Genomic DNA, 24,276 nt, shown 5'->3' with positions numbered 1-24,276 from the left:
AACCGCCCCGCCTTGCAAGGCTCAGGCCGCGAGCGGGACCGGCTCGGCCGCCTGCGGCGCGGGTGCCGGATCGGGGTTCGACCGGGCGAGAGCGACAGACCCTGCGGGCGGTTCGGGCGGCACGACGGGTAGGCGCGCCGCCTCGGCGAGCGCATGGGCGCGCACGGTGCCGACGCCGCCGCGCGCGGTGTAAGCGGCGGGCGGGAACGCCATCCATCGCGGCACCCAGCGTTCGACCTTGGTCCTTCCGCCAGCGCCTTCCAGATGGTCGGCGACGATGCGTTTCAGGGTCTTGCCCTTCTCGCGCGCATTGGCGGCGGCGACGGCTTCGCCGCCGACCTCGGCGACGAGGGCGGTCAGCACCTCGCGGTCGCGGACCAGTTCGAAGAAGGCGGCATCGGCCTGCCACCAGTCGGCCATGTCGAGGCCGATATGGAGCCCGACCGCCTCGACTGCCGGGCTTCCCGCCGCGAGGCTTTCGCCCATCACCATCGCGATCACGTCCATGAGCGCCGCGTCGGGCAGGTCGAGCAGCCGCCAGAACAGCGCGGCGAGCGCGTCGCCCTCCGCGCCTTCCACACGGCCCTCGACCACGGTCGGCTCGTCGGGCGAGAAGCCGAGAGCGCCAAGCACCGCGCGGCGGCGCTCGTCGAACAGCGTTTCGCCATGCGCGGTCTCGACGCTTTCGCAGGTCTCGTCATTGCGCGCCGATTGCGGCTCGGCGCGCACGCTCCACAGGTGCGAGCCGGCGATGGCGTGCGCGACCATCAGCCGGAGCGCCACGCGCGGATGCCCGAGCAGCGCGGCGCGCACGGCGGCGTGGCGATGAAGGTCGATATAGACCTGCATCGGGCCGCTGACCTCGGGCCGGGGCGGCTTGGGCTGGACCGCCGCATCGCCGTCCGAAGCCGCGGCGCGGCGCGCTTCCCTGCGCGAGAGATAGCCTTCGTGGAACACCACCTCGCCGCTGGTGCGCACGTCGATATAGACCCGCCCGCCCTTGCGCTTGGCGGCCTTCTCATATTCCCAGCCATGGAAATGCTCGGACGGCGGCACGATCACCGCATCCGCCCATCCGGCTTCCAGATAGGCGGCGCGGCGCGCCGCGACGGCTTCGTCCTGCGCGCGCCAGAAGGCGTCGGCGTCGGCGAAATAGCTGTCCTCGCCGAACAGATCGGCGATGACGGCGAGCCCGCTCGCCGCGACGTCGAACAAGGCATGCCGCACCGCAATCGACTGCCCGCCGAACAGCCATGCTTTGAGTTGATGGCCGGTCGGGAGATAGGAGTCGGCATCGTCGGCGAGCGCCAGCCATGCGCGCTGCTGGCTCTTGCTGGCGAGCGTCAGGTGGCGGACGGTCACGCGGTCGATCTCCTCGCGCGCGTACATCTGACGGATGCGCGGGAGCAGGTTGCCGAGCGCGAGCACGCGGCGCACGGTCAGCTCGGGAAGGCCGAAGGTGAGCGCGATGTCGTCGATCGTGCGGCCCTCCTTCACCAGCCGGGTGAAGGTCTCCCATTGGGTGACCTCGTCGGGATCGAGCCGTGCGAGGTTTTCGATCATCGACGCCTCGATGGCGGCGGCATCGTCGCCGTCGTCAAGGATGCCACAGGGAAGCGCGAGCGCATCGGGGTCGATCTCGCCGGTCGCGCGGCGCTCCTCGGCGACCTGCAACGCGGCGTGGAAGCGGCGGCAACCGGCGACGATGCCGAACAGGCCCGCGTCGTTGGCGGGTTTGACCAGCAGGGTCTGGATGACGCCGCGCCTGCGCACGGTGGGCAGGATATCGCTCACGTCCGGCGCCTTGCGAGCGTAGCGCATGTTCGCCTTGTCGACGAACAGCTTGTCGAGCGGGATGAAGTCGAGTTTCATGTCGTCACTCCTTGTGAGTGCTGGTCCGTCGCTCTTTCCGGGGTTGGCGGACCGGCTTTGCGAAAGCGGCGAAACGCGCCGCGCGTCATCCGCCTTTCCCTTGGCTGGGATCGGTCGGAATCTCGGGGACCGGCGCGGACTCGATGCGCCGGATGATCAATTGGGCTTGGATGACCGAACCGACCCGGCGCGCGGTGTCGGTCCAGACCGACAGGCTCACGGTCGTCGCAAAGCCGATGTCGCGCTCGATACCGAGCCCGAAAGGCAGGCGCAGCGAGGCGATCTCGGACAGGCTGAAATGGCCGAGTTCGGGGCATCCGAAGCCGAGGTCGGCCAAGCCGAACAGCGTGTCGTCGTCCTCATCGAGTTCGGTCGCGAGCCATGTCGCCGCGCCCAGCGGGTTGAACAGCTTGACCACCGGGGCCGGGTCCGGTTCGGGCGTGCCGCCCTGCGCGGCGGCGCGGCGGCTGATGTCGTTGGCGCGCAGCGCGAAGCGCAGGTCGGGGGTGAGGAGGATCATGCCGCCAGCCTCCCTTCCTGCGCCTCGCGATGCCGGGCGAGCAGCCAGTCGGCGGCCTTGCTGGCTTGGCCGGCGGCGCGGAAGATCGCGCGATTGTCCTCGCGCAGCACGTCGAGCCAGCCCGCCAGATAGTCGGCGTGGCGGACGGTCGGCACGATGCCGATGCTTGCGCAGAGGAAAGCCGCGCCCATCTCGGCGACCAATTCCTCGCGGGCATAGTCCCTGCTGCCGAACCCGCCGGACTGGTTGCGCGCGAGCCGCGAGGGATGACCAGTCGCGTGGGTCAGCTCGTGCAAGCAGGTGCGGTAGTAATTGATCTGCTCGAAGAAGGCGGGCTGCGGCGGAACCTGCACATAGTCCTCGCCCGGCACATAGAAGGCGCGCGATCCGCCGATGCGGAAATCGACGCCACTGGCTTGGATCACCTCTTCTGCGACGGGGACGATCTCGCGTTCGGGGAGCGGCACCGGCTCGGGCGCAAGGCCCGGGCGAAGGCCCTCGCATTGGGCCACGTTGAACACGGTGAAGCGCTTGAGGAAGGGAATGGCCTTGGCGTCCTCGCCGGTCTCTCGCGCGCGCTCCTTCTCGGCTTCGGGGGTGAAGCGGTCGGCATAGACGACGGTGGTTCCGCGCTCGCCCTTGCGGACGTTGCCGCCCGCCTCCAGCGCCTGCTTGAAGGTCAGCCAGCCTTGGCTGGGAAAGCCGTGCTCGATGACCGCGCCCCACAGGATCAGCACGTTGATCCCCGAATAGGTTCGGCCGGTCAGCGCGTTGCGCGGCAGGCCGGGCGCGAGGCCCGCCGCTTCGGCAGCGCCCCAAGGCTGGACCCAAGGGAAGCGCCCCGCCTCCAGCTCGGCGACGATCCGGCGGGTGACCTCGTCGTAGAGGCTGGCGCGGGGTTCGGGATGCGCGTTGGTCTGTCGCTCGGCTCCGGCCCGCGGCTTGCGCCGGGCGCGATGGGTGGGGGTTGCTGGCATTGTCCTCGCCTCCTTTCCCGCCCCAAAACCGCATGGCCTCCCCGGAAAGCGGGGGTGGGCGGCGAGAGGCGACCGGGAAGGCGCGGGCCCGAGCGGCGGCGGCACCCGAAGGGCCGCAATGGGAATGGAGGAGCCGGCCGCACGGCCGGCTTGCCGCCGCCGCGTCCGCGCCTAGGAGGGAGCGCCGCCCACTCCCGCGCATCCGGGAGAGGCCACCGAGAGCGCCGCCGCGCCGCAGCGCGGCGACCGCTTCACGCGCCAGCGATCGTCACCGCAAGGCCGAGACCCGCTCGCGGGGCTCGGCGGCGAGGGCCCCGCGCCCGAGCCGTAGAGCGCGGTCGCGCGCGGCACGCGCGCGAGGCGCCGGACTCCTCGGAATAATCCGGAGAACAGGGCTCAGCCTTGTCGACCTGGTCGCTCAGACCGACGGTGGAGAAGGTGGCGATAGCCGCCCCGCGCCATGGCGCGTGCATCGCGCACGAGGCGGCGGACGCGCGAGCGCAGCGAATCGCGGTCGTCGTTCCAGTCGAGCACGATGCGGTCCTCGCCGAACAAAGCGGCGCCGATCTCGCGCTGGCTGGCGCCTGCGGCGAGCGCGTCGTGAACGCGCAGCACCGTCAGCCAACGCTCGATCCGCGGGTCGCGCGGGAACAGCGATCGCGCGAAGCGGCCGCGGCGGCAGAGCTCGAGGAAGCGCCTGAGCGGCAGGATCTTGGGTTCCGCTGAGGCGATGCCGAGCAGCCTGTACTGGAGCAGCACGGCTTCCTCCCGCGCGATGCTGCCTTCCTCGACATCGATGCGGATCCGATGCCAGCCGTCCGACAGCACGGCATGCTCGCGCCCATTGCTATCGGTCGCGAGCGCCAGCCAGGGCGCCAGTCGGTCGGTGTGGATGCTGTCGGGGTCCGCGGGATCGGACGGCACGGCGATGACGCGCAGCGTGCCGGGGTCAAGATCGGCATGCCAGATGATCCGGGCCTCGGGCGCTGCGCGGTCCGGATCCTCGGCGAAAGTGAAGCCCCCACTGGATCGGCTCGATCCCCGTCTCGGCGTGGCCGCGCGTCGCGTCGCTCGCCCGCGCGTACCAGGCGATGTAGCTGGGATCGCGGCGCAGCCATTCCCACATGAGCCCGGCGCGATCTATTCCGCGAAGGCCAGAATAGCGCCGGCCATCGCGCCACCGTTCCGGGCCATCGTCTTGCGCATCGCCGGTCATGCGCGTGCAGGCAACTCTGCAGCACGGGTCCGGCGACTTGAGGACAGCGATTGCCGGCGGCGCAGGACCTGCTTGCGCCTCGGGCAGCTTCGTTGTTCAAGGCATCTTCTTCGTGTGAACTCTTCATGATAATGGCTTGCAATCGCAAGAGTCGCCGGAGGACGGCGTGAGGCCCCGTCTTCCAGCCCGAGTACAAGGGAAAGGGCGGTCTCGGGATATGCGGTGGCTTGAGACGCCGCCTGGGACCGTGTCGCTGCCCGATGGGCATGCACGTGATGGCGATGCAGTTCATCCGCATCGTCGAGGAAGTGAGGACCGTTGACGATCTTACCGCTGCGATGCAGTCGGTGACCGACGAGCTCGGCTTCCAGTATTTCGCGCTGACGCACCATGTTGACGTGCTCGCCGCCGAGGGCACGGCGATCCGGCTTCACAATTATCCGGACCGATGGGCCGACTATTACGACCGCAACGCGCTCGGCGTGTCCGATCCGGTACACCGCGCGAGCCATGTGACGAGCGTCGGCTTCTGCTGGTCGCGCATGTCCGAGATGATCCCGCTCACCGCCGAGGACCGGCGTGTGCTTGCGATGGGCCGCGAGGAAGGGATCGGCGACGGTTTCACCGTTCCGGCCCATGTCCCTGGTGAGGCGCGCGGCTCCTGCTCGTTCGCGAGCGAAGCCGGCCGCCCAATCGTCGTCGACCTGCTGCCGATGGCTCAGCTTGCCGGCGCCTTCGCGTTCGAGGGCGCGCGCCGGCTCTGGTCCGATCGCGGGCATCTCTCCAAGCCGCCGCCGCCCGCGCTCACCGACCGCCAGCGCGATTGCCTGCTCTGGGCGGCGCGCGGCAAGACCGACTGGGAGGTCAGCCGCATCCTCGGCGTGACCGAAGAGACGGTCGCCCGGCATATCAAGATGGCCTGCGCACGATACGGGGTAAGCAAGCGGACATTGCTGGCGATCCGGGCGCTGTTCGACGGAACGCTCACTTTCACCGATATCTTCCGCCGCTGATATTACCCTTTCCGGGAATAGCGGGCGCAGCCGTCCCGGCAGACCCTTGGCCGATCGAAAGCCAAGGGAGCCCAGACATGATTCATGTCATGCAAACGGCCGCGCGCCCGATCTCGGACGGCGTGCTTCGCGCGATGTTCGCGGCCAGGAAGTCCGTATTCGTCGACCTGCTCAAATGGGACGTGCCGGTGATCGACGGCACCTACGAGGTCGACCAATTCGACGACATTCATGCGACCTATCTGGTGCTCGCCGACGGCGAAGGCGGCCATCTCGCCTCGGCGCGGCTGCTGCCGACGACGAGGCCGCACATCCTCGACAGCTTCTACGCCGAGCTGTGCGAGGAAGCGCCGCCGCAGGCACCCGACGTCTTCGAGATCACCCGCTTCTGTCTCGATCGCGGCCTCACGGCGCGTGAACGTCGGGCGGCGCGCGATACGCTGGTGACAGCGCTCGCCGAGCATGCGCTCGCAAATGGGATCACGGCATACACGGCGATCGCCGAGATGCCGTGGTTCCAGCAGATCCTCGCCTTCGGTTGGCGCTGTCGGCCGCTCGGTCTGCCGCAGCTGATCAGTGGGACGATGCTCGTCGCGCTCCGCATCGAGATCGACGCCCACACGCTGGCGCAGCTCGCCGCGGCCGGCATCGTGCCGTCGATCGACCTCCATGCCGCCGCGCGCGTGGCCGCGTGAAGGGAGAGGTACGATGATCGAGACCATGACGCATTCCGTCGTCGAGGACCATTCTGCCGAGCTGCGCGAGCGCGGCTATTGCATCGTCCGCGGCGCGCTGCCGCCGGCGACCATCGCGGCGCTCGACCGGGACCTGTCCGGGGATTTTGCGCGCACGCCCTTCTGCGAAGGCGCCTTCTACGGCACCACGACCAAGCGGTTCGGGCGGCTCCTCATCCGCTCGCCGCAGGCCGTGGCGCTCGTTCGGCACGCGAGTATCCTCGCCACCGTCGAGGCGCTGCTCTCGCCCTGGTGCGACCGGATCCAGCTCAACGTCGCGCAGGCAATCGCCATCCATCCCGGCGCGCCCGCACAGATGCCGCACCGCGACCAGGATATGTGGCGCGCGCCCGCCGGCGAGGCCGAATATCTGGTCAACGTGATCTGGCCGCTCACCCGCTTCACCGCCGCCAACGGGGCAACGATGGTCTGGCCGGACAGCCATGGGGTGAACGCGCTCGCTCCCGAACCGCCGAGCGCGCCGCTCGCCGCCGAAATGGCGCCGGGCGACGCTCTCCTGTTCCTCGGCTCGACCCTGCATGGCGCTGGCGCGAACCGCACCGGCGAGGTGCGCTGCGGCATCGTCGTCGGCTATTCGCTCGGCTGGCTCAAGCCCTACGAGAACCAATGGCTCGCCTATCCGCCCGAGGTCGCGCGCAGCTTTCCGCCGGAACTCGCTGCGCTCGTCGGCTACCGTCAGCATCGCCCCAACCTCGGCAACTATGAAGGTCAGTGCCCGTCCGTGCTGCTCGACGGGCGAGCGGTCGAGCCTCTGGCCGCCATCGACGCCCTCAGGCCCGATCAGGCGGCCATGGTCGAAGCCTATGCCGCGAGCCAGGCGACATGAATGCCGCCGGCCCCACCGCCGAGCGCATCTACGAGGCAGTCAAAGCGCACGTTCTGCGCGGCGCGTTTCGGCCGGGCGCACGGCTCGATCCGGCCGTGCTCGCCGACCGGCTCGGAAGCAGCGTGACACCGGTACGAGCCGGCCTCAACATGCTCGTCGGCGAAGACCTGGTCGAGACCGGCACCGGCGAAGGCTTCCATATGCCGCTAATCGACGAGCCGGCACTCAAGGACCGCTATGCCTGGAACGCCGAGATCCTCGGTGTTGCGCTTCGCAGGCCAAGCGCCCAGACCGCGGGCATGCCGCTTGGCGGAGAAACCGGCAACCAGGCTGTCCGAGCAGCGACGCTGTTCGTCGGCATCGCTCGTTGGTCGCCGAACGTCGAGCATGCCCGGGCGATCGCGCGAATGAATGACCGGCTCCATGTCGCACGCGTGGCGGAGTCCGCGGTGCTGGCCGAGATCGACACGGAACTCGACGAGATCGCAGGGGCGGCTGGGCGCCGCGACAGCGCCGGGCTCCGGCCGCTGCTGGCGCGCTACCATCGGCGTCGTATCCGGTCGGCCGCGGCCATCCTGCGTCAGCTCTATCGTATGGAGGATTCTCGGGCCGAATAATCGGAGAATCAAAACCGTATTCAATTCGGATCATCCATCGCCTTTCCTATCCTGCGCGACGCTGCACGTCCGCAGCGAGAAGGAGAGTGGCATCATGGTTTACGAAGACGATGTGATCGATCTCGGTGTCGCCAGCGAAGAGACGCTCGGCGGCGACGGCAAGCTGCCGGATCTCGTCCGTGAGATTCCGGAGACCGGTCTCTCCGACGAGTGACATGACAGGCGCCGGCGTCCACCCGGGCGTCGGCGTCGTGCCGCGCATCCACAGTGGAAGGAATGGCGTTATGACCTACGAAGATGACGTGATCGATCTCGGCGTGGCGAGCGAGGAGACGCTCGGCGGCGAGGGCCAGATGCCCGACTTCGTGCGGGAAATCCCGCAGACCGGTCTGTCCGACGATTGAAGCGCGATGCCGGCGCCCATCCGGGCGCCGGTACGTCCGGCCATGGCCACCTACTGGCGCCTCAACGCGGACGTGACCGTCGCGCTCTCCGCCGGAAGAGCGGTGTTCCTCGACATCGCGCGCGATCGCTACATCATGCTGCCGCCGCCGCTCAACGCGATGTTTGTCGAATGGCTCGGCGGGCCGGCCGGGCCGATGCCGGAGGCGTGCCTTGCGGCCCTCGCGGCACGATTAGGTTTCGAGGGTGAAGAGCAGTGTCGAGCCCACCCGATCTCGCTCACCGTTCCCAGCGACGTTCCCGGAACAAACCTTCCGCGCGTGCGGCCTAGCCTGGGCGAGGCGCTCGGCGTCGCCACTGCGGTCATCCGGGCCAAGCGCATGCTCCGCAAAATGCCACTTCACATCAATCTCGAGCACCGCCGGTCCGGGCTTGAGCGCCCTGCGGGCAGGGTTGCCGATCGTCAGGCGACTGCCGTCAAGGCCGCCGTATACCACGCGGTGCGGCATCTCGCCCCGGTGCGACGCGTCTGTCTGCTCGACTCGCTGGCGCTGGTCGACTGGCTCGGAGAGGACCTCGAGGCGGTGCAACTGGTGTTCGGCGTCACCGCCTATCCGTTCGGCGCGCATTGCTGGGTTCAGACGCGACACGCGCTGCTCGGTGATCCACCTGACACGATCGGGCGCTATGCGCCGATCCTTCATCTCGGCTGATGCGTTCCTGGTGCCTCCTCGTCGGCACGGGCGGCAACGCCGACAAGGTCGAAGCGGTGGCGGCCGCCTTGACGCGCTCGGGCGCGCTCCGGCGCGCGCGCACGGATGCCGGGCTCACGCTGCTCGCAGGCGGCGCGGTAACGGTCCGCCCCCTCGGGGACGGCATCCTTCTCGGCCACCTGTTCACACGCACGGCCGATCCCGAGTCCGACACCGCCTCCTGGTCTCCGGACGACGACGGCACCGCGTTCGTGCGGCGCCATTGGGGTGCCTATGTCGCGGTCCGGCTGGCGGCGGATGGCATCGAGCTGCTCCGCGATCCTTCGGCCATGGCGCCCTGCTATATGGCGCGGTCCGGATCGGTCTGGCTTGTCACCGATGCGCCACGGCTCCTGTTCGCGCACGGCTTGCTCACACCATCGATCGACTGGCGTATCGTGGCCGCTTCGCTGGTAAGCCATGACTGGCGGGGCGAGCAGACGGCACTTGCGGGAGTCGAGGAAGTGCTGCCCGGGACGGTGGTCTCCGTCGGCCCCCGAGGCCTAGTGCGTCGTCGGGTGTGGGACGCTTGGGACTTTGCGCGGCCTGCACCGGGGCAGGACTTGTCCACCGAGGCGCTCGCCGAGACGATCGACCGTTGCATGGCGGCCTGGGCCGGCGTCTACCGGCGGCCGCTCATCGAAATCTCGGGCGGGCTCGATTCCGCGGTCGTCGCTGCGGCCCTCGCGCGCCGCGCGGAAGCGCCGCACCTGATCACCTTCGCGGCCGGACCGGGCGATCCGACCGAACTCGGCTATGCGCGGGCGATCGCCGATTCGCTCGGACTTCCGCTGGAGATCACCCATCCGCAAGTCGAGGATGTCGACCTCACCCGATCGCATGCGTGCGACCTGCCGCGTCCCAATGCCCGCGCGTTCACACAGGCGGCCGATGGGCTGAGTCGCGCGCATGCCGGCGCCATCGGTGCGGACGCGTTCGCCAGCGGCGGCGGGGGCGACGATCTGTTCGGCTATCGCCAGTCGATCGCGCCGGCCATCGACAGGCTGTGGAGTGAAGGCCCCCGCTTCGCGGTGATCCGCACGCTCGACGACATCGCGCGGGTCAGCCACGCCACCTCGTGGGAAGCGTTGGCCCGGTTCGTCCGCCGGATCGTGGCGCGCCGTCAGGTCGGGACGGATCGGAGTGATACCAGGCTGCTTGCGCCCGAGGCGCGCGGATTGGCAGCCGTCCCGCACAGCGCGGAGGCGTGCGGCAACCGCTCGATGCCGGGCAAGGCCGCGCATGTGCGGGCGATCGGCACGCTCTCCAATCACCTCGAGGGTCACGGCCGAGCCTCGTTCGCGCCGGTCCTGTTCCCGCTCCTGTCGCAGCCGATCGTCGAATTCTGCCTTGCGGTGCCGAGCTGGCGCTGGTGCGAGGGCGGCGAGAACCGTGCGCTCGCGCGCCGCGCCTTCGCCGATCGCCTGCCGACATGCGTGATCGAGCGGCGCTCGAAGGGCGCCTTCGACGGCTTCTGCGCGCGCCTGTTCGATCGCAACCGCGCGCTTGTAAGCGCACTGCTGCTCGAGGGCGAACTCGCCGGCCAGGGCATCCTCGACCGGACCGCGGTCGAGGCAGCGATCAGGAACCCGGCGCCGTCGGGCGAGCTGGTGATGCGCCTGCTGGCCCTGGTCGATGCGGAGGCGTGGCTGCAGAGTTGGTCCGATGGCTCGCCGACAGCGACGGGCTATTCCACCGGCTATTCGTAAGATTCACGAAGGTCTTTGACCTTTTCTCGGCGAATCCTCCGCTCGGGGCAAGGACCTCCCCGTGAGCTGACGGAACTCCACGCGGGCCAGGACACAAGTGAACGGCCGCATTGCGCCTCAATTGTCGCCATTCAGCGATCATGCGGCCGATCCCGAAACCTGCCATTGGTTCATCGTGACCGGAGCAGTGTCCGAACGGCTGACATTGGGACATACCGGTCATTCTAGATGGCATCCGCCAACGACGGTTCCCGACGAAACCGGACATTTCTCGCAAATCTCGCTGCCAGCCCAGTACGAGAAATTTGGGCGAATTCCGTCGGTAGCCTCAGAATTAGCGCGTTTTAGGGCCGAGGCTTCTGCAGCTCAGACAGTTTGCCACTTTTCTTATGACAACAGATGTGTAAAAAGGGCCTCCTGGAATCGGGAGGCTCGGATGAAACGACATGTGATCACGATGTGCGCGGTTATCGCTCTGGGAGCTTGCGGCCGCGCGCCCGAGCAGAATCGGCAGGCTGCCGAAAGCGAGAACGTGGGGTCGCAAGAGCTAAAGTTCGGCTCATCCAAGACGAGTTTGCCGGGCTGGCGAGCCGTTATCGCCGAGCTGGACAAGGAAAAGCCCACCAATGAGCGCGTCAATGACGTTGCGCAGGAAGCGCTGCAGCTTCCAGGGGGGGCTGCGCCCCCTCACGCGCCCCCGCCTACGCCGGCACGTCAGCAGGCCGCCAACATGCTCGCCAGCATCCTGCCGCCCATCGGTAGCGGGGCAGGCGCAAGCCGCGTGACGCAATATGAAGTGAATATCGATCCGCCAGCCGGCGCCAGCTATGTGGGCCGTGCGACCATATCCTTCGCGGGCGACCCGCCAGTCACTGTCTATTATCTCAAGAAGCCAATCGCGAGGCCGGGCAAGCCCGATGCTGAGGGCGGAAAGAGGATTTTGGACGAAACGATGGATATCGTTGGCTTGCCGACCGGATCATCGGCCAGCACCAGCTTTGGTGGGCAGGAAAATCTCCTGGCCTTCTGCATGGCCCGGCCGGTGGCTGAAAGCCGCCAGGCGACATGCTCGGCCAGTGTAGCGGACATTCCTCTGCTGCTGGTAACAACCTATCCGCGGCAAAACGATACCGATGAGGTCTTCAAGCAGGATCCAATCGACCGAATGATCAGGTTGTTTCAACGCTTCCGGACGTAAAATCCTTGTTCAGAGCCCAACATTCTTCGCGATCCTCCGGTGCACTAAAGTCTTTAACGAGACGGGAATGTGGAGCACTCCCCGAGGACAGGAAGGCGACAACTCCCTATGCTCATCTGGGTCCTGCTTCTCGCGTGGATCGGTTCCGTTGTGATCGTCGTCCGCTCCTTTCCGAGGGTACCCGAGGTACGGCGTCGTCTGCGTGCCCTATTGTTCATGATCGTACCGTGGGGTTTTGCGATTCTCTTGGGTCCTTTCGTGATAGACCATCATGCGGTCGGCACGCACATCCGGGAACGGATGATATTCGGCCAGTATGCGGCCATGGCGCTTCTTTGCTTCATTGCTGCTGTCGGCATCGTTCGGGCGCGTGGCGCGAGAACATGCGCATCGGCGATCGCCGTCGCCAATTTCATTCCGGCGTTTCTGCTGGTCTCCGTCAGCGTCATGATCATTAACCCCGGCTCCTGAGCAACGCTCAACGGAAGTTAGAAACCGAGCGCCGCCTACTCATGGCAGCCAGCGCCAATTCGCCGCGCCACGCCGACCCAAAGGGCATACCGCTCGGCGCGAAGCCGGTTGTCATCCTATGTCGCAGTATCTTCCCCAAGGCCGAACGCCCGACAGAGCGGCTCGAACGTCAGAGGCAATCCAAACACTCTGCCATCGTCGTCGAAGAGTTGCTGAGCAAGACCGTCCGTCATTGCGCAGCGGTGCTCATAGCCTTCCGCAACGGCCTGCTGGCGAAAATCCGACCCATCCACGAACAGCATGCCAGCCAGCGGCTCAATCTCCGCCACTTCGCAGCGCCTTTGATCAATGTGGCGCGGGATCAGCAGTTGCAGCCCGTGCCACCCCGACCAGAACAGGCCCACGGCCGCGCGGGTCTCGACGATCCGCACGAAGTAGAGCTTCGTAGGGTCGATTGGCAGTTCCTCGTCGTCCTTCACGGCGCATGTCCTTCCGTCCCACAAAATGGTTCGGCAAACTCGATGCTCTTATAACATATATATTGTCAAAAGAAACATGCCTTGATAAATCGTCCTCATCTGAAGGGGATCGATCATGGCGCGATTCGGGGTTTCGGTAACGGCAACGCTGCTTCTCGCGCTCATGGTCAGCGGCTGCGATGCCGCAAAGGACGGACATGAAGTCGCCAATGCCACCACGCCAGCTGTGGCGCAGCAGCGCTCACAATCTGATGAAAAGCTGGAGCAGGCAGGCGACTGCGTTATCCCTCCCGCGACCGCAGGGACGATCGCCAGCGATGACCCGCGCTGGCGCAGCTTTGATTTCTGGGTCGATCGCATGCGCCGTGGCGTGGCGCGCCCGGCGGATGCCGGTGACCGCTCGGGCATCGGCCATTTCTGCGGCACATGGTCGGTTGCGATCTTCCAGCCCAATGTGGAAAAGTCGGCCGGCGTGATCGGGCTGCGCGTGGCGCCGGACGGCAGCTATGTCGCGATCGTACGCGATGGTGTCGCCGATGATGATTATGCCTTTCATATCGACCGCGGACAGATGTCAGCGAGCGACGCTGGTCTGCGCTTCGTCTCAGGTCAGGGATGGAACGACGAGGGTCAGTGGCTCCCGGTGACGGGCGGCGGCATGGTCGCAATGATGCAGCAGAAGATCCTGTGGTTCCGACCCATCGGACCGAATGCCAGGAAGCAGGTCGATGCGATGGCCAACGCGGCGAACAGTGCGGGCAAGGATGCGGCCTCCAACGTCACACTCGCCATGACCGTCGCCAGGGCCTGGTCGCCGGACGCCGAACTGCGCGCATTGGAGCTCCGGCCGCATGACGGCGACTTCTCCAGCCCGGTAGTGGTGCCGAGCTTCTATTCGCCCGCGAAGAACATCACGATGGTCATGCTCTTCGACGCGGCGGCCGGGCAATTACCGACAGGCAAGACCTATGCGGGCGACGTGACCGGAACGACGAAGGCAATCCCGGCCGACGCCATGGCTCTGCCGTCGCTTGCCGGCGGGAGCCGGGAAGATGGCCCCGCTGTCCTGCGCTGGTGGGGCGATGGAGACGCAGCAGGCCTCTGGTGGGTGTTAACGCGTCCCATGGCAGGTAATCGCCGGGGCGACGTGTGCTATGATGTGGCGCAAAGCGGTGTGCGGGATTGTCGTGCCCTGTTCGGTGATGAAGTCGCCGATTATGAGCGGCGTGCGGCGGCGGTGCGGCGTAACCGACAGGTCGCCCCCACGCGCGGGGGCAATTCGGCCCCGTTCGTCCTCCGTCCCCCTTGTAGCGCGTCGTGGCTTCAGCCGGGCGATATCTGCAACGACTTCGGCACCGAAAAAACAGTGAGATGAAAAGGCGACAGGTGCGGGCTGCCGCAGCGGGCCGGTGGTGTCTGGGCAAGACGGCGCCCGCACATCACCCTTGCTTCTGCCGAATTGCGATAGCCCGGGCCTGACGTACGGAGATAAATGCTGGGATTTAGCCGGAGAAAGGACGGTCGTGTAATGAACAGGCCAAGGCGTGGCAGCGGACCGCAATGGAGGGTATGATGAGACGGCTTTCCTTCTCTTATGATGAGATACTGAATCTGGTATTGCCGCTTTTGTTCGCTTTTTGGCTTCATGGTGCCATAAAGCAGGCCGAACACCGCCGTTGTTTCGTCGTCGAAGAAAGTGAACGGGAGGCTTTCGGTCCTAAAGACTGGATAATGACGGGATGGGACTGGCCGATCCATTGGGTGAAAGGCAAGCCAGCCGATCCCATCCCGTGCAAACGCGGGGGCTCGGGTTTTCACAGCGGCGGCCTGGGTGGTACCGATATACCCCAGGATAACACGCCAGCCGGCGCCGTCTTGCGTGTCTTGCATGGGAAGGATTTGCAGATCGCTCCCGGCGGTTTGACCGGATCATTTCACGGTAGCGATCCATCGACTTCGGCGACCGGCGATAGCAATGTTGCCCGCTATCTGGTCGAGCATTCCGGCAATCAGGCGAATGCGCAATCCGCTGGTGCGGATCAAGGGCTCAGCCCGGACGCACGCGAACGGCTGCCACAACGGCTGAAGAAAGACATAATAGATCAGTAATTTAACTGGGAATGCGATCGGGCGCTGAACCGACCAGAAAAGAGGCGATGATGGGAAAGTTTTCAGTTGACCGCGAAGATGTCATCAAGCTGGTGTTAGTCGCCTTAGTTTTGGGCTGGCTCTGGGGTGCCCGTGCGCAGGCCATCGATCGTCACTGCTTTGCGATCAAGGCGACCGAGCGGGAGGCTTTCGGCTTTACAGACTGGATTACCACCGGCTGGGACTGGCCGATCCATTGGCTGAAAGGCACGCCGGCCGATCCCATCCCCTGCAAGCCAGGCGTTCAGGGCGTCACCAGCCGCGGGTTCAGCGGCGCCGATATGCCCAAGGAAGGCACGATGGTTGGCGATGTCATGCGCGGCAATGATGGGCAGATCGCTCCCGGCGGATTGACGGGATCATTGCCCGGCAGCGATCCGTCAGCTTCGGCCACCGGTCATCGCAATCTCGACCGCTATCTGGTCGAACATTCGGGCAACCCGTCGAGCACGCAGGGCACGCCGTCACCGGCCGACAATGCTGGTGCCGATCAGGGCCTCACGCCGGAGGCACGCGCGTTGCTCGAAAGGCGGTTGAAGGAAGAACAATAGGTCCGTTGTCACCGGCCACGCGCATTGGATGACGCGCCGCATAACGCGCCAGCAGCATCGCCGCTTCCGTAGCGGTATCGCGATCAAGCGAAGTCATGACGGTCGCCACGGCTGCGCTGTCGGGCCGGCTTGCCATGCAGAGCCTGCGCGGCTCCTCACCTGTCCCGATAATCGCGCACAGACCGCGTGCATCCGAGTTGTAAGCGGTCGCCTGAAGCGCGTGAACCCACGTCCGCCATCCATGGGGAAGATAGCTCAAGAGAATTGCCAGGTCGTCATCATGCTCAGGCCCGTCGCTCAGTCCGCGAGACAACATGGCGACCTTTTTCGCGTCTTCCGCCGACCGATAGACAGTGAGCATGACAGCGCCGACGTCGCTCCGCCCCACCCAGCGCCGCGCCCAGGGGCCGCGAGCGGTGTCTATCGCGAGTTCCTCGCCACTTCGGGCGCCCCATGGCGCGAGCGCTGGAGACTCCGCATTGGAGTTCGGCGCAGCGAGCAACAGCACTCCGCCTAACAATGTAAATCTCATCCGCTCACTCCCAATTGCCGGGCCAACCGCTCAAAGGGGAGCGGCAGCCGATCCGGGAACAGCTGATCGAGCAGATCGGGCGAAGCCACGCCAGCAGATGCAGCGGCTTGTGCCAGCAGCGCGATGGCGAGATGATCCGCTGCGAGGTTCATTACCGTGGCGGTCTGACGCACGTCCTCGACCGCGGCGACGTTCCGGACCATTGTCGCGACCTCGCCCGGCAGATGGCCGACATCGCCCGACCGCAAGGCCAGCACTCCGTCCTGATTCCACAGCACCCGCGACGCTGCAGAGCGAAGTTGCGTACCCAGGTGCGACATATCGGTAGAGACCTCCCGGGGGGGTCTCCTGTTGCGCCACCAGTTGCCAAGCCGGACATGCCATGGCGGTCGCGCTCCGACGGTCGGCCATCGCACGGCGAACCCACGGGCCCGGCCGGGGGCGGGAACGTCGCCATCTGGCGCGAGCGGAGACGCAGCAGGCTCGACGGCCGGTACCTGAGACGGAACCGCCTGCACATCGGAGGATACCGCATCGACCAGTGCGAGCTTGCGCATAGCCGGCAGCACCCCGGTCGCTTCGCCTTCGGCGCCTACGAAGACCAGGCTGGTTTCGCTGGTCAGCAAATTGCCCTTGAGCGCAAGATCGCGAACCCGCTGGCGATCGACTGGCCTATCACCGTCAAGCAGGGCTGCGATCTGCTCCGCCATGCGCAGGGCCATTTCCGCACGCACATCGTCCGCGGACCAATCTGTCACCTTGCCCTCAAAGCCTGCGGGGATGACGATATCCAGCATCATTGGCGCATTGCTGATCTGTTGCACCGGCGGCAGATCAGTTCCCGCAGCCCGCACAATGATCTCGTTCGCGCCCTCGATCGTCAGAATGATCGGATGAGGCTCGCTGGTCTGGCGTGGGGTGAGATGATCAGGCAGAGCGGGAGCGGCAATATCAGGGTCAACTCCGGGGCAAAGGCGTACCGTCGCTCCGGTCAGACCAAGCGCGATCACGCTTTCATACGTCATCGAGACCACCTCGCCCGGCTGCACACCCGCCACCGACAAGGTGCGCCACCCGCGCTTCAAATCTTCGAACAGGATCGCGCGGTTGCCGTCGACCGCCGCGCCGTCATAGGCGGTTTCGGCCCGACGCCTTGGCCGTGCCTGTGCTGTCCATCGTCGCTCGCCGATCCCGACTTCCACGCCGTGAACCACTTCGCCGGTCAGCGCGGGCGGCATGGTCAGCACTGCCTCGATCGGCACGGTCTCGCGACTTGTGAATGTGCGCGTGACGATCAGACGGGCAATTGGCGGAACCAGACGAAGTCGGATCTCGGTTTTGTCGAGCAGCAGGGGTGGTCTTGGGGCGAGTGATGGCCGGAACAAGGGCACCAGCGGATCGATCAACTTATCCATCGTCGTGCTTCCCTCGGATCCCGCGAATGATCAGCCAGCTGCCCGCTTGCGCGCCTTCGGTACATCGCCTGAAAATGCCTCGCGCAGTCTAGTTTCGGTCTGCGCGATCATCTGATCCAGGTCAGCATCCCTGCCGATCAGATCGGGTGCGATCACCAGTGTCAGGCCGTCCATCACCGGCACGGGCACGCCCTCGCGCGCATCCAGAAGAAGCCGGATCGCGGCATTGGGAAAGCCTAGGCCCTTCAAGCGCTGAAAGCGACGGATCGCTTGAACGTGCGCGTCTCCATATGTAGCGTAGGTACGTCCACCCTCGGGCGAGGGAACGAACCCTTCGGAAATCAGGAAGCGGATCTGCCGGATTGTCGCTCCGGTAATTGCGGAGAGTTCTTCGAGCTTCATCCACCTCTTTTAACATATAATTTGTCAAAAACAAGAAGCCGCGGCCGGATTGCTGGCAACGGCGCCATTTGGTTGATCTGGATGAACATATTTCTGCTTCTGACGAGGCGACCGTTCGAGGTGAATGGCGTTTCGTGTCGGCGTTAATCCGAGGCTCTTGGAGGGCAGGTCTCGGTCTTAGCCGACGTTCAGGCGCCCGGTGTAGAATGTCATGAGCTGGTCGACAGCCGTCATAGGAGTGGCGCCGTGAGGAGCGGCAGCTATCTGCGGTTCGCTGCCCGGAACCTGACAGTCGGCAGACGGCCCATTATTTGCCATTTGGCGGAACGCCGGATTCACTGCGGTGCCAATTACGGAATCAACGGTCATTGCAATTCAGCGGCGGATGGTAGGAACCGGCGCCCGCGCAGCGAGCGCGTGCCAGCGGCTATATTGCTCGCGCTTAGTTAGCGCTGGATCCTCGCGTCCGTTGAGCCAGAAGTCGAACCAGTCGATCGCCCGCTCGTAGATCGCGAGACGGTGGGCGGGATGCCACTTCACATGATATTCGTCCGCGAAAACGTACATCTCGATCGGAGCATGACGCTGGTCGAGCGTGACATAGGTTTCGAGGCCTAGGCGGAACTCGTCGTCAGGAAGCTGGAGAAGGATCGGCACGTCGATGCGATCGGCATTGGCGGCGAGCGAATAGCGTCGCCAGAACGCTGGATCGCCGGCACCTGGCTCGGGATATCCCCAGGCGGTGGTGTCGTTGAGATAGCCGAGACCGGCGGCGAAGTGCACGCTGCTCGGATCGTCACAGCACGAGCTCATCGCCGCTGCGCGGAACCGGGTCGAATTGACGAGCGCGAACTGGACGCTCGCGGCGCCGTCGCTGAGGCCTGAGATGCCGATCCGGGCGGCATCGACCACGCCGAGCGCGATGCTCCGGTCGATGCCGGTCTCGATCGCCGACAGCATGCGCCGCCGCTCGGCGAAGCCGGTCATGCCGATCCGGATGAAGCTGGCGAGGTCGCGCGCGCCGGAATCGCTGGCGTAAGGCCGAACACGGTTGAAGCTCAGCACCGCGAAGCCGCGGCCGGCCAGGGCATGGATCGGATATTCGTCGCCGGTCCCGCCGCGCAGGAACCCGCGACTCTGGTACTGGACGATGACCAGCGGGTGCCGGTCGCCGGGGCGATGCGTGGGCGGAAGAACAAGATCGCCGTAGCCGGCGACGCCTTGCGCGTCCGTCCATCGCAACCGCTGGACACTGCCGGTGCGCAGCCCCGCGAAAGCGGGATTGGGATCATAGATCGTGGTCGAGCGGCCGTTGTCCGGATCGAGGGCGACGATCACGCGCGGGTGGGTCGGCGTCTCGCGCGCGCAGATCAGGCGTCGGGCGAGAAGCTGGCAACCGATCAGGGCGTCGGTGGTAGTGAGAAGCGGCGCCGGCGCCGCCTCGCTGACGACACGCCAGCGATAGAGCGTGGTCGTGCCGCCGTTTTCGGGCGTGCCGCTCCGCATGAAGAGTAGCTCGCCGGGATCCCGCCACCACAGCGCCCCGACCGTGTCCGAGCAGGCCTCGACTGTGCAGGTGCGTGTCTGCCCTCCGCTCTCGACCTTGAGGCTTACAGGACCGAGGACGAGTCCCGGATCGGCCGGCGAGGTCCAGGCTTGGGCGCCGCTCTTCGATTGGGCGAAGAGCCGCGCGTCGGCGGGCCGATCGGCCAAGTCCCTGTTCGGCGCCTCGGCGTTCGCGATCGTGCCGCCCGTCTCCGGATCGACCAGCCGGTCCGTCTTCGGCAGCGGCAGCCGCGGACGCGGCCGGTCCTTCGACAAGGTCCAGAAGCGCTCGTCATAGAGAAAGCCGCTGCGCCCTTCGCGCTCGATCACGGCATTCGCGGCGGCCATCGGCCTGGTGGTGACGATCAGCGCCTTGCCGTCCTCGGACCAGCGGACGGCGCGCACGTCCTCGGCGTCATGCGTCACGGGTCCCGAGAAGCTTCCGTCGCGCCGCGCGCGCCAAGCTTGGGTCACGCCCCGGTCACGCCTGAGATAGGCGAGCCAGTGGCCGTCGGGCGACCATAGCGGCGTCACGGGCTGCTCGGTCCCCACCGGCAGGTCGGGAACACCGTGGCTGTCGCCGCGCGCAAGGATGAAGTCGCCGCCGACGTCGATGAGCCGCGGCGGCCGGGCCCGGTCGAGCGGCACGATAACGATTCCTATACAATAGCGGTCCGTATCGGGATCGGCCCGACGCAGAGCGATCGCGAGCTCGGTGCCGTCTGGCGAAAGGCTGAACGGCGACGGTCCTGACAGGGCGGTGTCGGATCGCCCGAAATCGCGCAGTTCGACTAGATCGCGCGGGGTGACGTCGCGCACGACCGCAGGCTCCGCCGACATCAGCCGCGCGCGGCAGTCTTCGGCGGCGGCGGCCGATGGAATTATCAGCCATGCTACAGCAAGGCCGAAGCGCAACGCGGGTCTCACCATTTCTTGGTGACGGTGAGCGAGACGACCCGGCCGAGCGGGCTGGCGTTGTCCGGATCGAACCCGACCGAGAAGGGACCGAGGAAATAGGCGGCCTTGGGCGGATCGCGGTCGAACAGGTTAGTGGCGCTCAGCGCGATACTGAGATCATGGTCGGTTCCGGCTTTGCCGAAGCGGTAGCCGATCTGCAGATCGAACGTCGTCCACGAATGGATCTTCTGCGGCGTGGCGTTGGTGAGGTTGGTGTAACCGTCGAGATAGTTGCCGAACACGAAGATGCTCAGACGATCGTCGGACCAGCCTGCGCGGCCGCGCAGGCGCAGGTCGACCGGGTTGCCGAGCCGGTCGACGACGTCGGTCGAAGGCGCGGTGGCGGTGAGCGCCTGGTCGATATGGAAGATGTAGGCGCCGGTCAGGCCGACATCGGCCTTCCCGCCGAGGACGTCGAAACCGTAGCTGAGATCGAGATCGAGTCCGCTTTGCTTCACGGTCGAGAGATTCTGAAGCCGGGCGTCGATCAGCAGCGAGATCTGGCTGGGCGTCAGGTTGAAGGGGTTCTGGAACACCGGAGAGGCGAAATAGCTCTGGATCGTCGCGAGCGAGGGATTGGCATCGATGATGCCTGCATAGGTCGCGCGGTTGACCAGGAAGTTGAGCAGGTTCGCCGCCGGCGAGGCGATGCGGTCGCGATAATGGATGTTGTAGTAGGTCAGGCTGAGTTGGAGGTTGGGGATCGACGGCGGCCGCACGTCCGCGCCGACGGTCCAACTCGTTGCCCGCTCGGGACGCAGGTCCGGATCGTTGCCGCGAAGCACCAGCACGTTGGTCTGGCTGGTCGAAGAGGCCGGATCGGGCAAGGTATAGGCGAAGAATAGCGAATTGGCCGGGTCCTGCCTCAGGTTGTTGAAGTTGGGCGCGCGGAATGACTTGCCCCAGGTGCCGCGCACGGTCAGGCCCGAGAGCGGCTCCCACGCGATGCCGAATTTCGGATTGGTGGTGGCCCCGAAGTCGCTGTAGCGCTCCGTCCGCACCGCCGCCGAGAGGTCGAGCCGCCGAAAGCCCGGCAGCGTGAAGTCTTCGCCGAACAGCGGTACGTGCACTTCGCCATAGAGCGCGCGGACCCGGCGCGGTCCGGGCAAGGTGATCGGCACGAGGGTCACGGGCGTCAGCGTGCTGACGTCGCTGATCGTCGCGCTGTCGTTGTACCGTTCCTCTCGATACTCGCCGCCGACCGCCAGCCGGATGTCTCCGCCGGGAAGTGTGGTGAGCGGTCCATCCGTCCGCAGCGCCGCCGACCACACGGTGCCGCCGTTGCCGGAACGGGTGGAACCGCGGACCTTGGCGATCGTCGCCGGGTTGGTGGAGGGGCCATCGCCGAACAGGTTGTAGGCCGTCGCGGGATCGGTGTCGGCCAGCGCGGCATTGAGGCGGGCGGTGTTCACCCGGTTGGAGATCGTCGTGCGCTCGGTCTGGCGACCCCAGGTGCCATGCAGGTCGATGTTCCAACGGCCGAGGTCGGCATCGAGTCCGAGGCTGCCGCCATAGGCTTCCACCCGGCCGCTGGTCGTCTCCGGGCCGAGGTCGCGCACGAAGCTGTACTGGACGCGCACGGGCTGGCGGGTGCCGATAGGGTCGACGTAGAAGGGATTGGTCACCGGCACGGTGCGGGATGCATTGCTGATCGGCCGCTCGCGCTGGGTGAAGCTGCGCGATGAATAGAGCCCGCGGGCATAAAGCCGGACGTTCGGCGCGAACTCCTGAGTGGCGGCGGCGAAGACCGAGTGCCGGCGCTGGTCCGGCAGCAGGTCGGCATCGGTCCAGTCGTTGCCGAGGTTGAACGCGCCCGCCACCAGATCGCCTGGCGTCAGGCTGCGACCATCCTGGCCGCGCGGGATCGCGAAGGTACGGCCGTTCGCGGCGATGATCGTTCCCGGGTTCGCATAGCGGGTGCGGTTGTCGGTGCCGCCATAGTTTCGCAGGTCGTCGGTGGCATAGGCCCGGTCCGCCGCGGCCAGGCGCGTCCGACGGTAATATTCGTAGGCGACCATCGCTTGTCCGCCCGACCAGCGGGTGCCGAGGAGCTGGCTCGCGACGATGTCCTGGGAATCGCCGTCGGCAGTGCCGATCCGGAACTTGGTTTCGGCCCCGGTGAAGTTGAGCCGCGGGATGATGTTGACGACGCCGGCAACCGCGTCCGATCCGTAGATCGCGGAGGCACCGTCGGCGACGATCTCGATCCGCTCGATCGCCGACGCCGGAATCATCGAAACATCGCTGAACACGCCCGAGAAGCCGCCGAGCGGCGGCCGGTCGCCGTTCAGCAGGACAAGCGTCGATCCGGTGCCGAGCCCGCGCAGGTTTATGCTCGAACCGGCCGCGGTGTTGAACCCCGAGTCCGAGTTGAACGATCCAGCCCCGTTGCCCTCGTTGGGAGAACCCCCGAAATTCTGCGGGATGGTCTGGGCGATGTCCTGCGTCGTGGCATAGCCGCTGCGCTCAATCGCCTGCCGATCGACGACCGTCACGGTCGAGCCCACCGGGCCAGACCCGCGGATGCGGGTTCCGGTGACGACGATCTCGCCCGAGGCCGATCCTTGATCCGCTGGACCGTTATCGCTCGATCGGATGCGCTCGATCAGCAGTCCGTCGCCCACCCAGCGCGCGGCAAGGCCCGAACCGGCGAGGAGCGCCTCGACGACTTCCGGCAGGGTATAGCTCCCGTGAACAGCGGGCGCGGTCTTCCCGCGAAGCAGGTCTGCGGGAGCGGCGATGCTGCGTCCGGACCGGATCGAGACCTCGCGGAGCGACTGCGCAAGTGGCTGGGCTGGTAGATCGTAGCTCTGCCGTTGCTCCTGCGCGGCGGCTGCGGGAGCCAGCGGCGCGGACAGGGCCGCGACGGAAATGGACAGAGCAAGCGCGACCTTCGGAATGATGGGCATTCGTGACTTCCCCCTTTGCGCAAGCCTGCGTGGCGTTGCTTGGGGGACTTCGACGCGACTGCGCCCCGCTACCCTGGGAAATTATTTGCCCGACGCGAGAACGAGATTGTCGCGCTGGTCGCGCTCGACGCTCAGATCGAACATCGAACCGATCATTTCGGCGAGCTGTGCCGGTTCCCCGGCCTTGAAAGTGCCGGTGAAGCGACGCTCACCGCCCGCGGGATCACGAAGCACGATCTGGGTCCGGCTGTACCGGTTAGCCAAGGCCACAACATCCGCGAGCGGCGCGTCCTCGAAGGACAGCATGCCCGAGGGCCAACGCGTTTCCGGGGCTTTGATCAGGACCGGCGCGATGGTGGCACGGGTCGCGCTGACGGCGAGCTGCTGGCCCGGTCTCAGCATTGTCGAAGTCGCCGGCACGCCGGCAGCGGCCGGCCGGCGAACCTCGACCGATCCCTGCAGCAGGACCACCAGGGTCCTCGCCTCCCGCAGGTCGACATCGAACACGGTTCCATGCGCCACCACCTCGCCCGATCCGGCAGCCACCACGAAAGGCCGCCTCGTATCATGCGCGACTTCGAAACGCGCACGCCCGTGCTGGAGTTGAAGGTGGCGCTGCTTGCCATCGAAGCGCACCTGCACCGCACTGTTCGTATCGAGCGTCACGCGCGAACCGTCCTCAAGGGTGATGGTGCGAATCTCGCCGACCCTGCTGGCCAACATGGACGGGGGCGCAATATCGCGCCGGGCGGTGCCGGTAAGAACGAGGCCGCCGGCAAGGAACAGCAGCAATACAGCGGCCACAGCGGCGGCCGCCTTCCACCATGACGGGCTAGCGCCGAGCCGCGGCTGCCGTGCGAAGGGCGTTCGCGATACGAGCGCGGTGTCGTCCCAGCTGTCGAGCAACGCGTCATAGGTATCGGCGTGCTGCCGATCAGCAGCGTACCAGGCCTCGAAGTCCGCGATGTCTCGGTCTGACGGCCCTGCTCGCAGGCGGGCGAGCCAGGCGA

At 66.4% G+C, this 24,276-nt stretch carries 25 protein-coding genes; 13 read left to right on the top strand and 12 right to left on the bottom strand.

Annotation, left to right across the window (positions count from 1 at the left end; translation table 11 throughout):
- Positions 1–21: 21 nt before the first annotated feature.
- The 5 genes from AX685_RS09180 to AX685_RS23505 form a co-directional block, all read right to left on the bottom strand.
- Positions 22–1,872 carry a ParB/RepB/Spo0J family partition protein gene (locus AX685_RS09180; RefSeq protein ID WP_066487785.1) on the bottom strand — a complete coding sequence of 617 codons (1,851 nt, stop codon included), beginning with the start codon at positions 1,870–1,872 and terminating at the stop codon, positions 22–24.
- An 85-nt stretch (positions 1,873–1,957) separates the two neighbouring features.
- A complete protein-coding gene (locus AX685_RS09175) occupies positions 1,958–2,392 on the bottom strand; it encodes a DUF2958 domain-containing protein (protein WP_066487783.1) in 435 nt (144 codons plus the stop codon).
- A complete protein-coding gene (locus tag AX685_RS09170; protein WP_066487780.1) occupies positions 2,389–3,369 on the bottom strand; it encodes an ArdC family protein in 981 nt (326 codons plus the stop codon). The genes AX685_RS09175 and AX685_RS09170 overlap by 4 nt, the downstream gene beginning before the upstream one ends.
- A gap of 396 nt (positions 3,370–3,765) precedes the next feature.
- On the bottom strand, positions 3,766–4,293 hold the full coding sequence (locus AX685_RS21565; RefSeq protein ID WP_066487777.1) for a DNA -binding domain-containing protein: 528 nt from the start codon (positions 4,291–4,293) through the stop codon (positions 3,766–3,768).
- A gap of 25 nt (positions 4,294–4,318) precedes the next feature.
- Positions 4,319–4,585, bottom strand: coding sequence for a transcriptional regulator domain-containing protein (locus AX685_RS23505; protein WP_125973923.1), 267 nt, complete (start codon positions 4,583–4,585; stop codon positions 4,319–4,321).
- A 275-nt stretch (positions 4,586–4,860) separates the two neighbouring features.
- On the opposite strand from AX685_RS23505, the gene AX685_RS09160 reads away from it, so the two are divergent.
- From AX685_RS09160 to AX685_RS09120, 10 genes are all read left to right on the top strand, one after another.
- Complete coding sequence (locus tag AX685_RS09160) at positions 4,861–5,598, top strand: LuxR family transcriptional regulator (protein ID WP_082740761.1); 738 nt, start codon at positions 4,861–4,863, stop codon at positions 5,596–5,598.
- A 77-nt stretch (positions 5,599–5,675) separates the two neighbouring features.
- Entirely contained in the window at positions 5,676–6,293 is a 618-nt protein-coding gene (locus AX685_RS09155) for an acyl-homoserine-lactone synthase (RefSeq protein WP_125958661.1), read from the top strand.
- Positions 6,294–6,306: 13 nt separating this feature from the next.
- Positions 6,307–7,179, top strand: coding sequence for a phytanoyl-CoA dioxygenase family protein (locus AX685_RS09150; protein ID WP_066487776.1), 873 nt, complete (start codon positions 6,307–6,309; stop codon positions 7,177–7,179).
- Positions 7,176–7,796, top strand: a complete 621-nt coding sequence (locus AX685_RS09145) for a GntR family transcriptional regulator (protein WP_066487773.1) — start codon at positions 7,176–7,178, stop codon at positions 7,794–7,796. The genes AX685_RS09150 and AX685_RS09145 overlap by 4 nt, the downstream gene beginning before the upstream one ends.
- Positions 7,797–7,890: 94 nt before the next feature.
- On the top strand, positions 7,891–8,010 hold the full coding sequence (locus AX685_RS21560) for a benenodin family lasso peptide (protein WP_125958662.1): 120 nt from the start codon (positions 7,891–7,893) through the stop codon (positions 8,008–8,010).
- 70 nt (positions 8,011–8,080) lie between these two features.
- A complete protein-coding gene (locus tag AX685_RS22475) occupies positions 8,081–8,200 on the top strand; it encodes a benenodin family lasso peptide (RefSeq protein ID WP_164521125.1) in 120 nt (39 codons plus the stop codon).
- Between the two features lie 6 nt (positions 8,201–8,206).
- Complete coding sequence (locus AX685_RS09135; RefSeq protein ID WP_082740757.1) at positions 8,207–8,911, top strand: lasso peptide biosynthesis B2 protein; 705 nt, start codon at positions 8,207–8,209, stop codon at positions 8,909–8,911.
- The gene (locus tag AX685_RS09130; protein ID WP_066487764.1) at positions 8,911–10,659 is read left to right on the top strand and encodes an asparagine synthase-related protein; all 1,749 of its coding nucleotides are present in this window, start codon (positions 8,911–8,913) and stop codon (positions 10,657–10,659) included. The genes AX685_RS09135 and AX685_RS09130 overlap by 1 nt, the downstream gene beginning before the upstream one ends.
- A gap of 97 nt (positions 10,660–10,756) precedes the next feature.
- The gene (locus AX685_RS09125) at positions 10,757–11,857 is read left to right on the top strand and encodes a hypothetical protein (RefSeq protein ID WP_156445740.1); all 1,101 of its coding nucleotides are present in this window, start codon (positions 10,757–10,759) and stop codon (positions 11,855–11,857) included.
- A 108-nt stretch (positions 11,858–11,965) separates the two neighbouring features.
- The gene (locus AX685_RS09120) at positions 11,966–12,328 is read left to right on the top strand and encodes a hypothetical protein (RefSeq protein ID WP_066487760.1); all 363 of its coding nucleotides are present in this window, start codon (positions 11,966–11,968) and stop codon (positions 12,326–12,328) included.
- 116 nt (positions 12,329–12,444) lie between these two features.
- Here AX685_RS09120 and AX685_RS09115 read toward each other — a convergent pair whose 3' ends face one another.
- Entirely contained in the window at positions 12,445–12,807 is a 363-nt protein-coding gene (locus AX685_RS09115; RefSeq protein ID WP_066487758.1) for a hypothetical protein, read from the bottom strand.
- Positions 12,808–12,922: 115 nt separating this feature from the next.
- On the opposite strand from AX685_RS09115, the gene AX685_RS09110 reads away from it, so the two are divergent.
- The 3 genes from AX685_RS09110 (at position 12,923) to AX685_RS09105 (ending at position 15,506) form a co-directional block, all read left to right on the top strand.
- Positions 12,923–14,182, top strand: coding sequence for a hypothetical protein (locus AX685_RS09110; protein ID WP_066487757.1), 1,260 nt, complete (start codon positions 12,923–12,925; stop codon positions 14,180–14,182).
- A gap of 197 nt (positions 14,183–14,379) precedes the next feature.
- Positions 14,380–14,916 carry a hypothetical protein gene (locus tag AX685_RS21550; protein ID WP_125958896.1) on the top strand — a complete coding sequence of 179 codons (537 nt, stop codon included), beginning with the start codon at positions 14,380–14,382 and terminating at the stop codon, positions 14,914–14,916.
- Positions 14,917–14,966: 50 nt separating this feature from the next.
- Positions 14,967–15,506, top strand: a complete 540-nt coding sequence (locus tag AX685_RS09105) for a hypothetical protein (protein ID WP_156445739.1) — start codon at positions 14,967–14,969, stop codon at positions 15,504–15,506.
- Here AX685_RS09105 and AX685_RS21545 read toward each other — a convergent pair.
- The 6 genes from AX685_RS21545 to AX685_RS09080 all read right to left on the bottom strand — a co-directional run.
- Positions 15,454–15,867 carry a hypothetical protein gene (locus AX685_RS21545; RefSeq protein ID WP_125958668.1) on the bottom strand — a complete coding sequence of 138 codons (414 nt, stop codon included), beginning with the start codon at positions 15,865–15,867 and terminating at the stop codon, positions 15,454–15,456. The genes AX685_RS09105 and AX685_RS21545 overlap by 53 nt on opposite strands.
- Before the next feature lie 167 nt (positions 15,868–16,034).
- Positions 16,035–17,453 carry a VIT domain-containing protein gene (locus AX685_RS09100; protein ID WP_066487755.1) on the bottom strand — a complete coding sequence of 473 codons (1,419 nt, stop codon included), beginning with the start codon at positions 17,451–17,453 and terminating at the stop codon, positions 16,035–16,037.
- 30 nt (positions 17,454–17,483) lie between these two features.
- The gene (locus tag AX685_RS09095) at positions 17,484–17,855 is read right to left on the bottom strand and encodes a helix-turn-helix domain-containing protein (RefSeq protein ID WP_066487754.1); all 372 of its coding nucleotides are present in this window, start codon (positions 17,853–17,855) and stop codon (positions 17,484–17,486) included.
- Positions 17,856–18,230: 375 nt separating this feature from the next.
- Complete coding sequence (locus tag AX685_RS09090; RefSeq protein ID WP_164542689.1) at positions 18,231–20,315, bottom strand: Atxe2 family lasso peptide isopeptidase; 2,085 nt, start codon at positions 20,313–20,315, stop codon at positions 18,231–18,233.
- Between the two features lie 8 nt (positions 20,316–20,323).
- Positions 20,324–23,266, bottom strand: a complete 2,943-nt coding sequence (locus tag AX685_RS09085) for a TonB-dependent receptor (RefSeq protein WP_066487749.1) — start codon at positions 23,264–23,266, stop codon at positions 20,324–20,326.
- Positions 23,267–23,347: 81 nt separating this feature from the next.
- The coding region (locus AX685_RS09080; protein WP_066487747.1) for a FecR family protein at positions 23,348–24,276 on the bottom strand (929 nt) is incomplete at its 5' end.

The organism is Sphingomonas sp. CCH9-F2, from assembly GCF_001556735.1.
In the GTDB taxonomy this organism is placed as follows: domain Bacteria; phylum Pseudomonadota; class Alphaproteobacteria; order Sphingomonadales; family Sphingomonadaceae; genus Sphingomonas; species Sphingomonas ginsenosidimutans.
Note: the sequence above shows the minus strand (reverse complement) of the source record. Positions and strands in the feature narration are given on the sequence as shown.

Coding starts and splice junctions, on each gene's coding strand:
- AX685_RS09180 (WP_066487785.1), bottom strand. CDS start 1,872: ATGAAACTCGACTTCATCCCGCTCGACAAGCTGTTCGTCGACAAGGCG.
- AX685_RS09175 (WP_066487783.1), bottom strand. CDS start 2,392: ATGATCCTCCTCACCCCCGACCTGCGCTTCGCGCTGCGCGCCAACGAC.
- AX685_RS09170 (WP_066487780.1), bottom strand. CDS start 3,369: ATGCCAGCAACCCCCACCCATCGCGCCCGGCGCAAGCCGCGGGCCGGA.
- AX685_RS23505 (WP_125973923.1), bottom strand. CDS start 4,585: ATGACCGGCGATGCGCAAGACGATGGCCCGGAACGGTGGCGCGATGGC.
- AX685_RS09160 (WP_082740761.1), top strand. CDS start 4,861: ATGGCGATGCAGTTCATCCGCATCGTCGAGGAAGTGAGGACCGTTGAC.
- AX685_RS09155 (WP_125958661.1), top strand. CDS start 5,676: ATGATTCATGTCATGCAAACGGCCGCGCGCCCGATCTCGGACGGCGTG.
- AX685_RS09150 (WP_066487776.1), top strand. CDS start 6,307: ATGATCGAGACCATGACGCATTCCGTCGTCGAGGACCATTCTGCCGAG.
- AX685_RS09145 (WP_066487773.1), top strand. CDS start 7,176: ATGAATGCCGCCGGCCCCACCGCCGAGCGCATCTACGAGGCAGTCAAA.
- AX685_RS21560 (WP_125958662.1), top strand. CDS start 7,891: ATGGTTTACGAAGACGATGTGATCGATCTCGGTGTCGCCAGCGAAGAG.
- AX685_RS22475 (WP_164521125.1), top strand. CDS start 8,081: ATGACCTACGAAGATGACGTGATCGATCTCGGCGTGGCGAGCGAGGAG.
- AX685_RS09135 (WP_082740757.1), top strand. CDS start 8,207: ATGCCGGCGCCCATCCGGGCGCCGGTACGTCCGGCCATGGCCACCTAC.
- AX685_RS09130 (WP_066487764.1), top strand. CDS start 8,911: ATGCGTTCCTGGTGCCTCCTCGTCGGCACGGGCGGCAACGCCGACAAG.
- AX685_RS09120 (WP_066487760.1), top strand. CDS start 11,966: ATGCTCATCTGGGTCCTGCTTCTCGCGTGGATCGGTTCCGTTGTGATC.
- AX685_RS09110 (WP_066487757.1), top strand. CDS start 12,923: ATGGCGCGATTCGGGGTTTCGGTAACGGCAACGCTGCTTCTCGCGCTC.
- AX685_RS21550 (WP_125958896.1), top strand. CDS start 14,380: ATGAGACGGCTTTCCTTCTCTTATGATGAGATACTGAATCTGGTATTG.
- AX685_RS09105 (WP_156445739.1), top strand. CDS start 14,967: ATGGGAAAGTTTTCAGTTGACCGCGAAGATGTCATCAAGCTGGTGTTA.
- AX685_RS21545 (WP_125958668.1), bottom strand. CDS start 15,867: ATGCTCACTGTCTATCGGTCGGCGGAAGACGCGAAAAAGGTCGCCATG.
- AX685_RS09100 (WP_066487755.1), bottom strand. CDS start 17,453: ATGGATAAGTTGATCGATCCGCTGGTGCCCTTGTTCCGGCCATCACTC.
- AX685_RS09095 (WP_066487754.1), bottom strand. CDS start 17,855: ATGAAGCTCGAAGAACTCTCCGCAATTACCGGAGCGACAATCCGGCAG.
- AX685_RS09085 (WP_066487749.1), bottom strand. CDS start 23,266: ATGCCCATCATTCCGAAGGTCGCGCTTGCTCTGTCCATTTCCGTCGCG.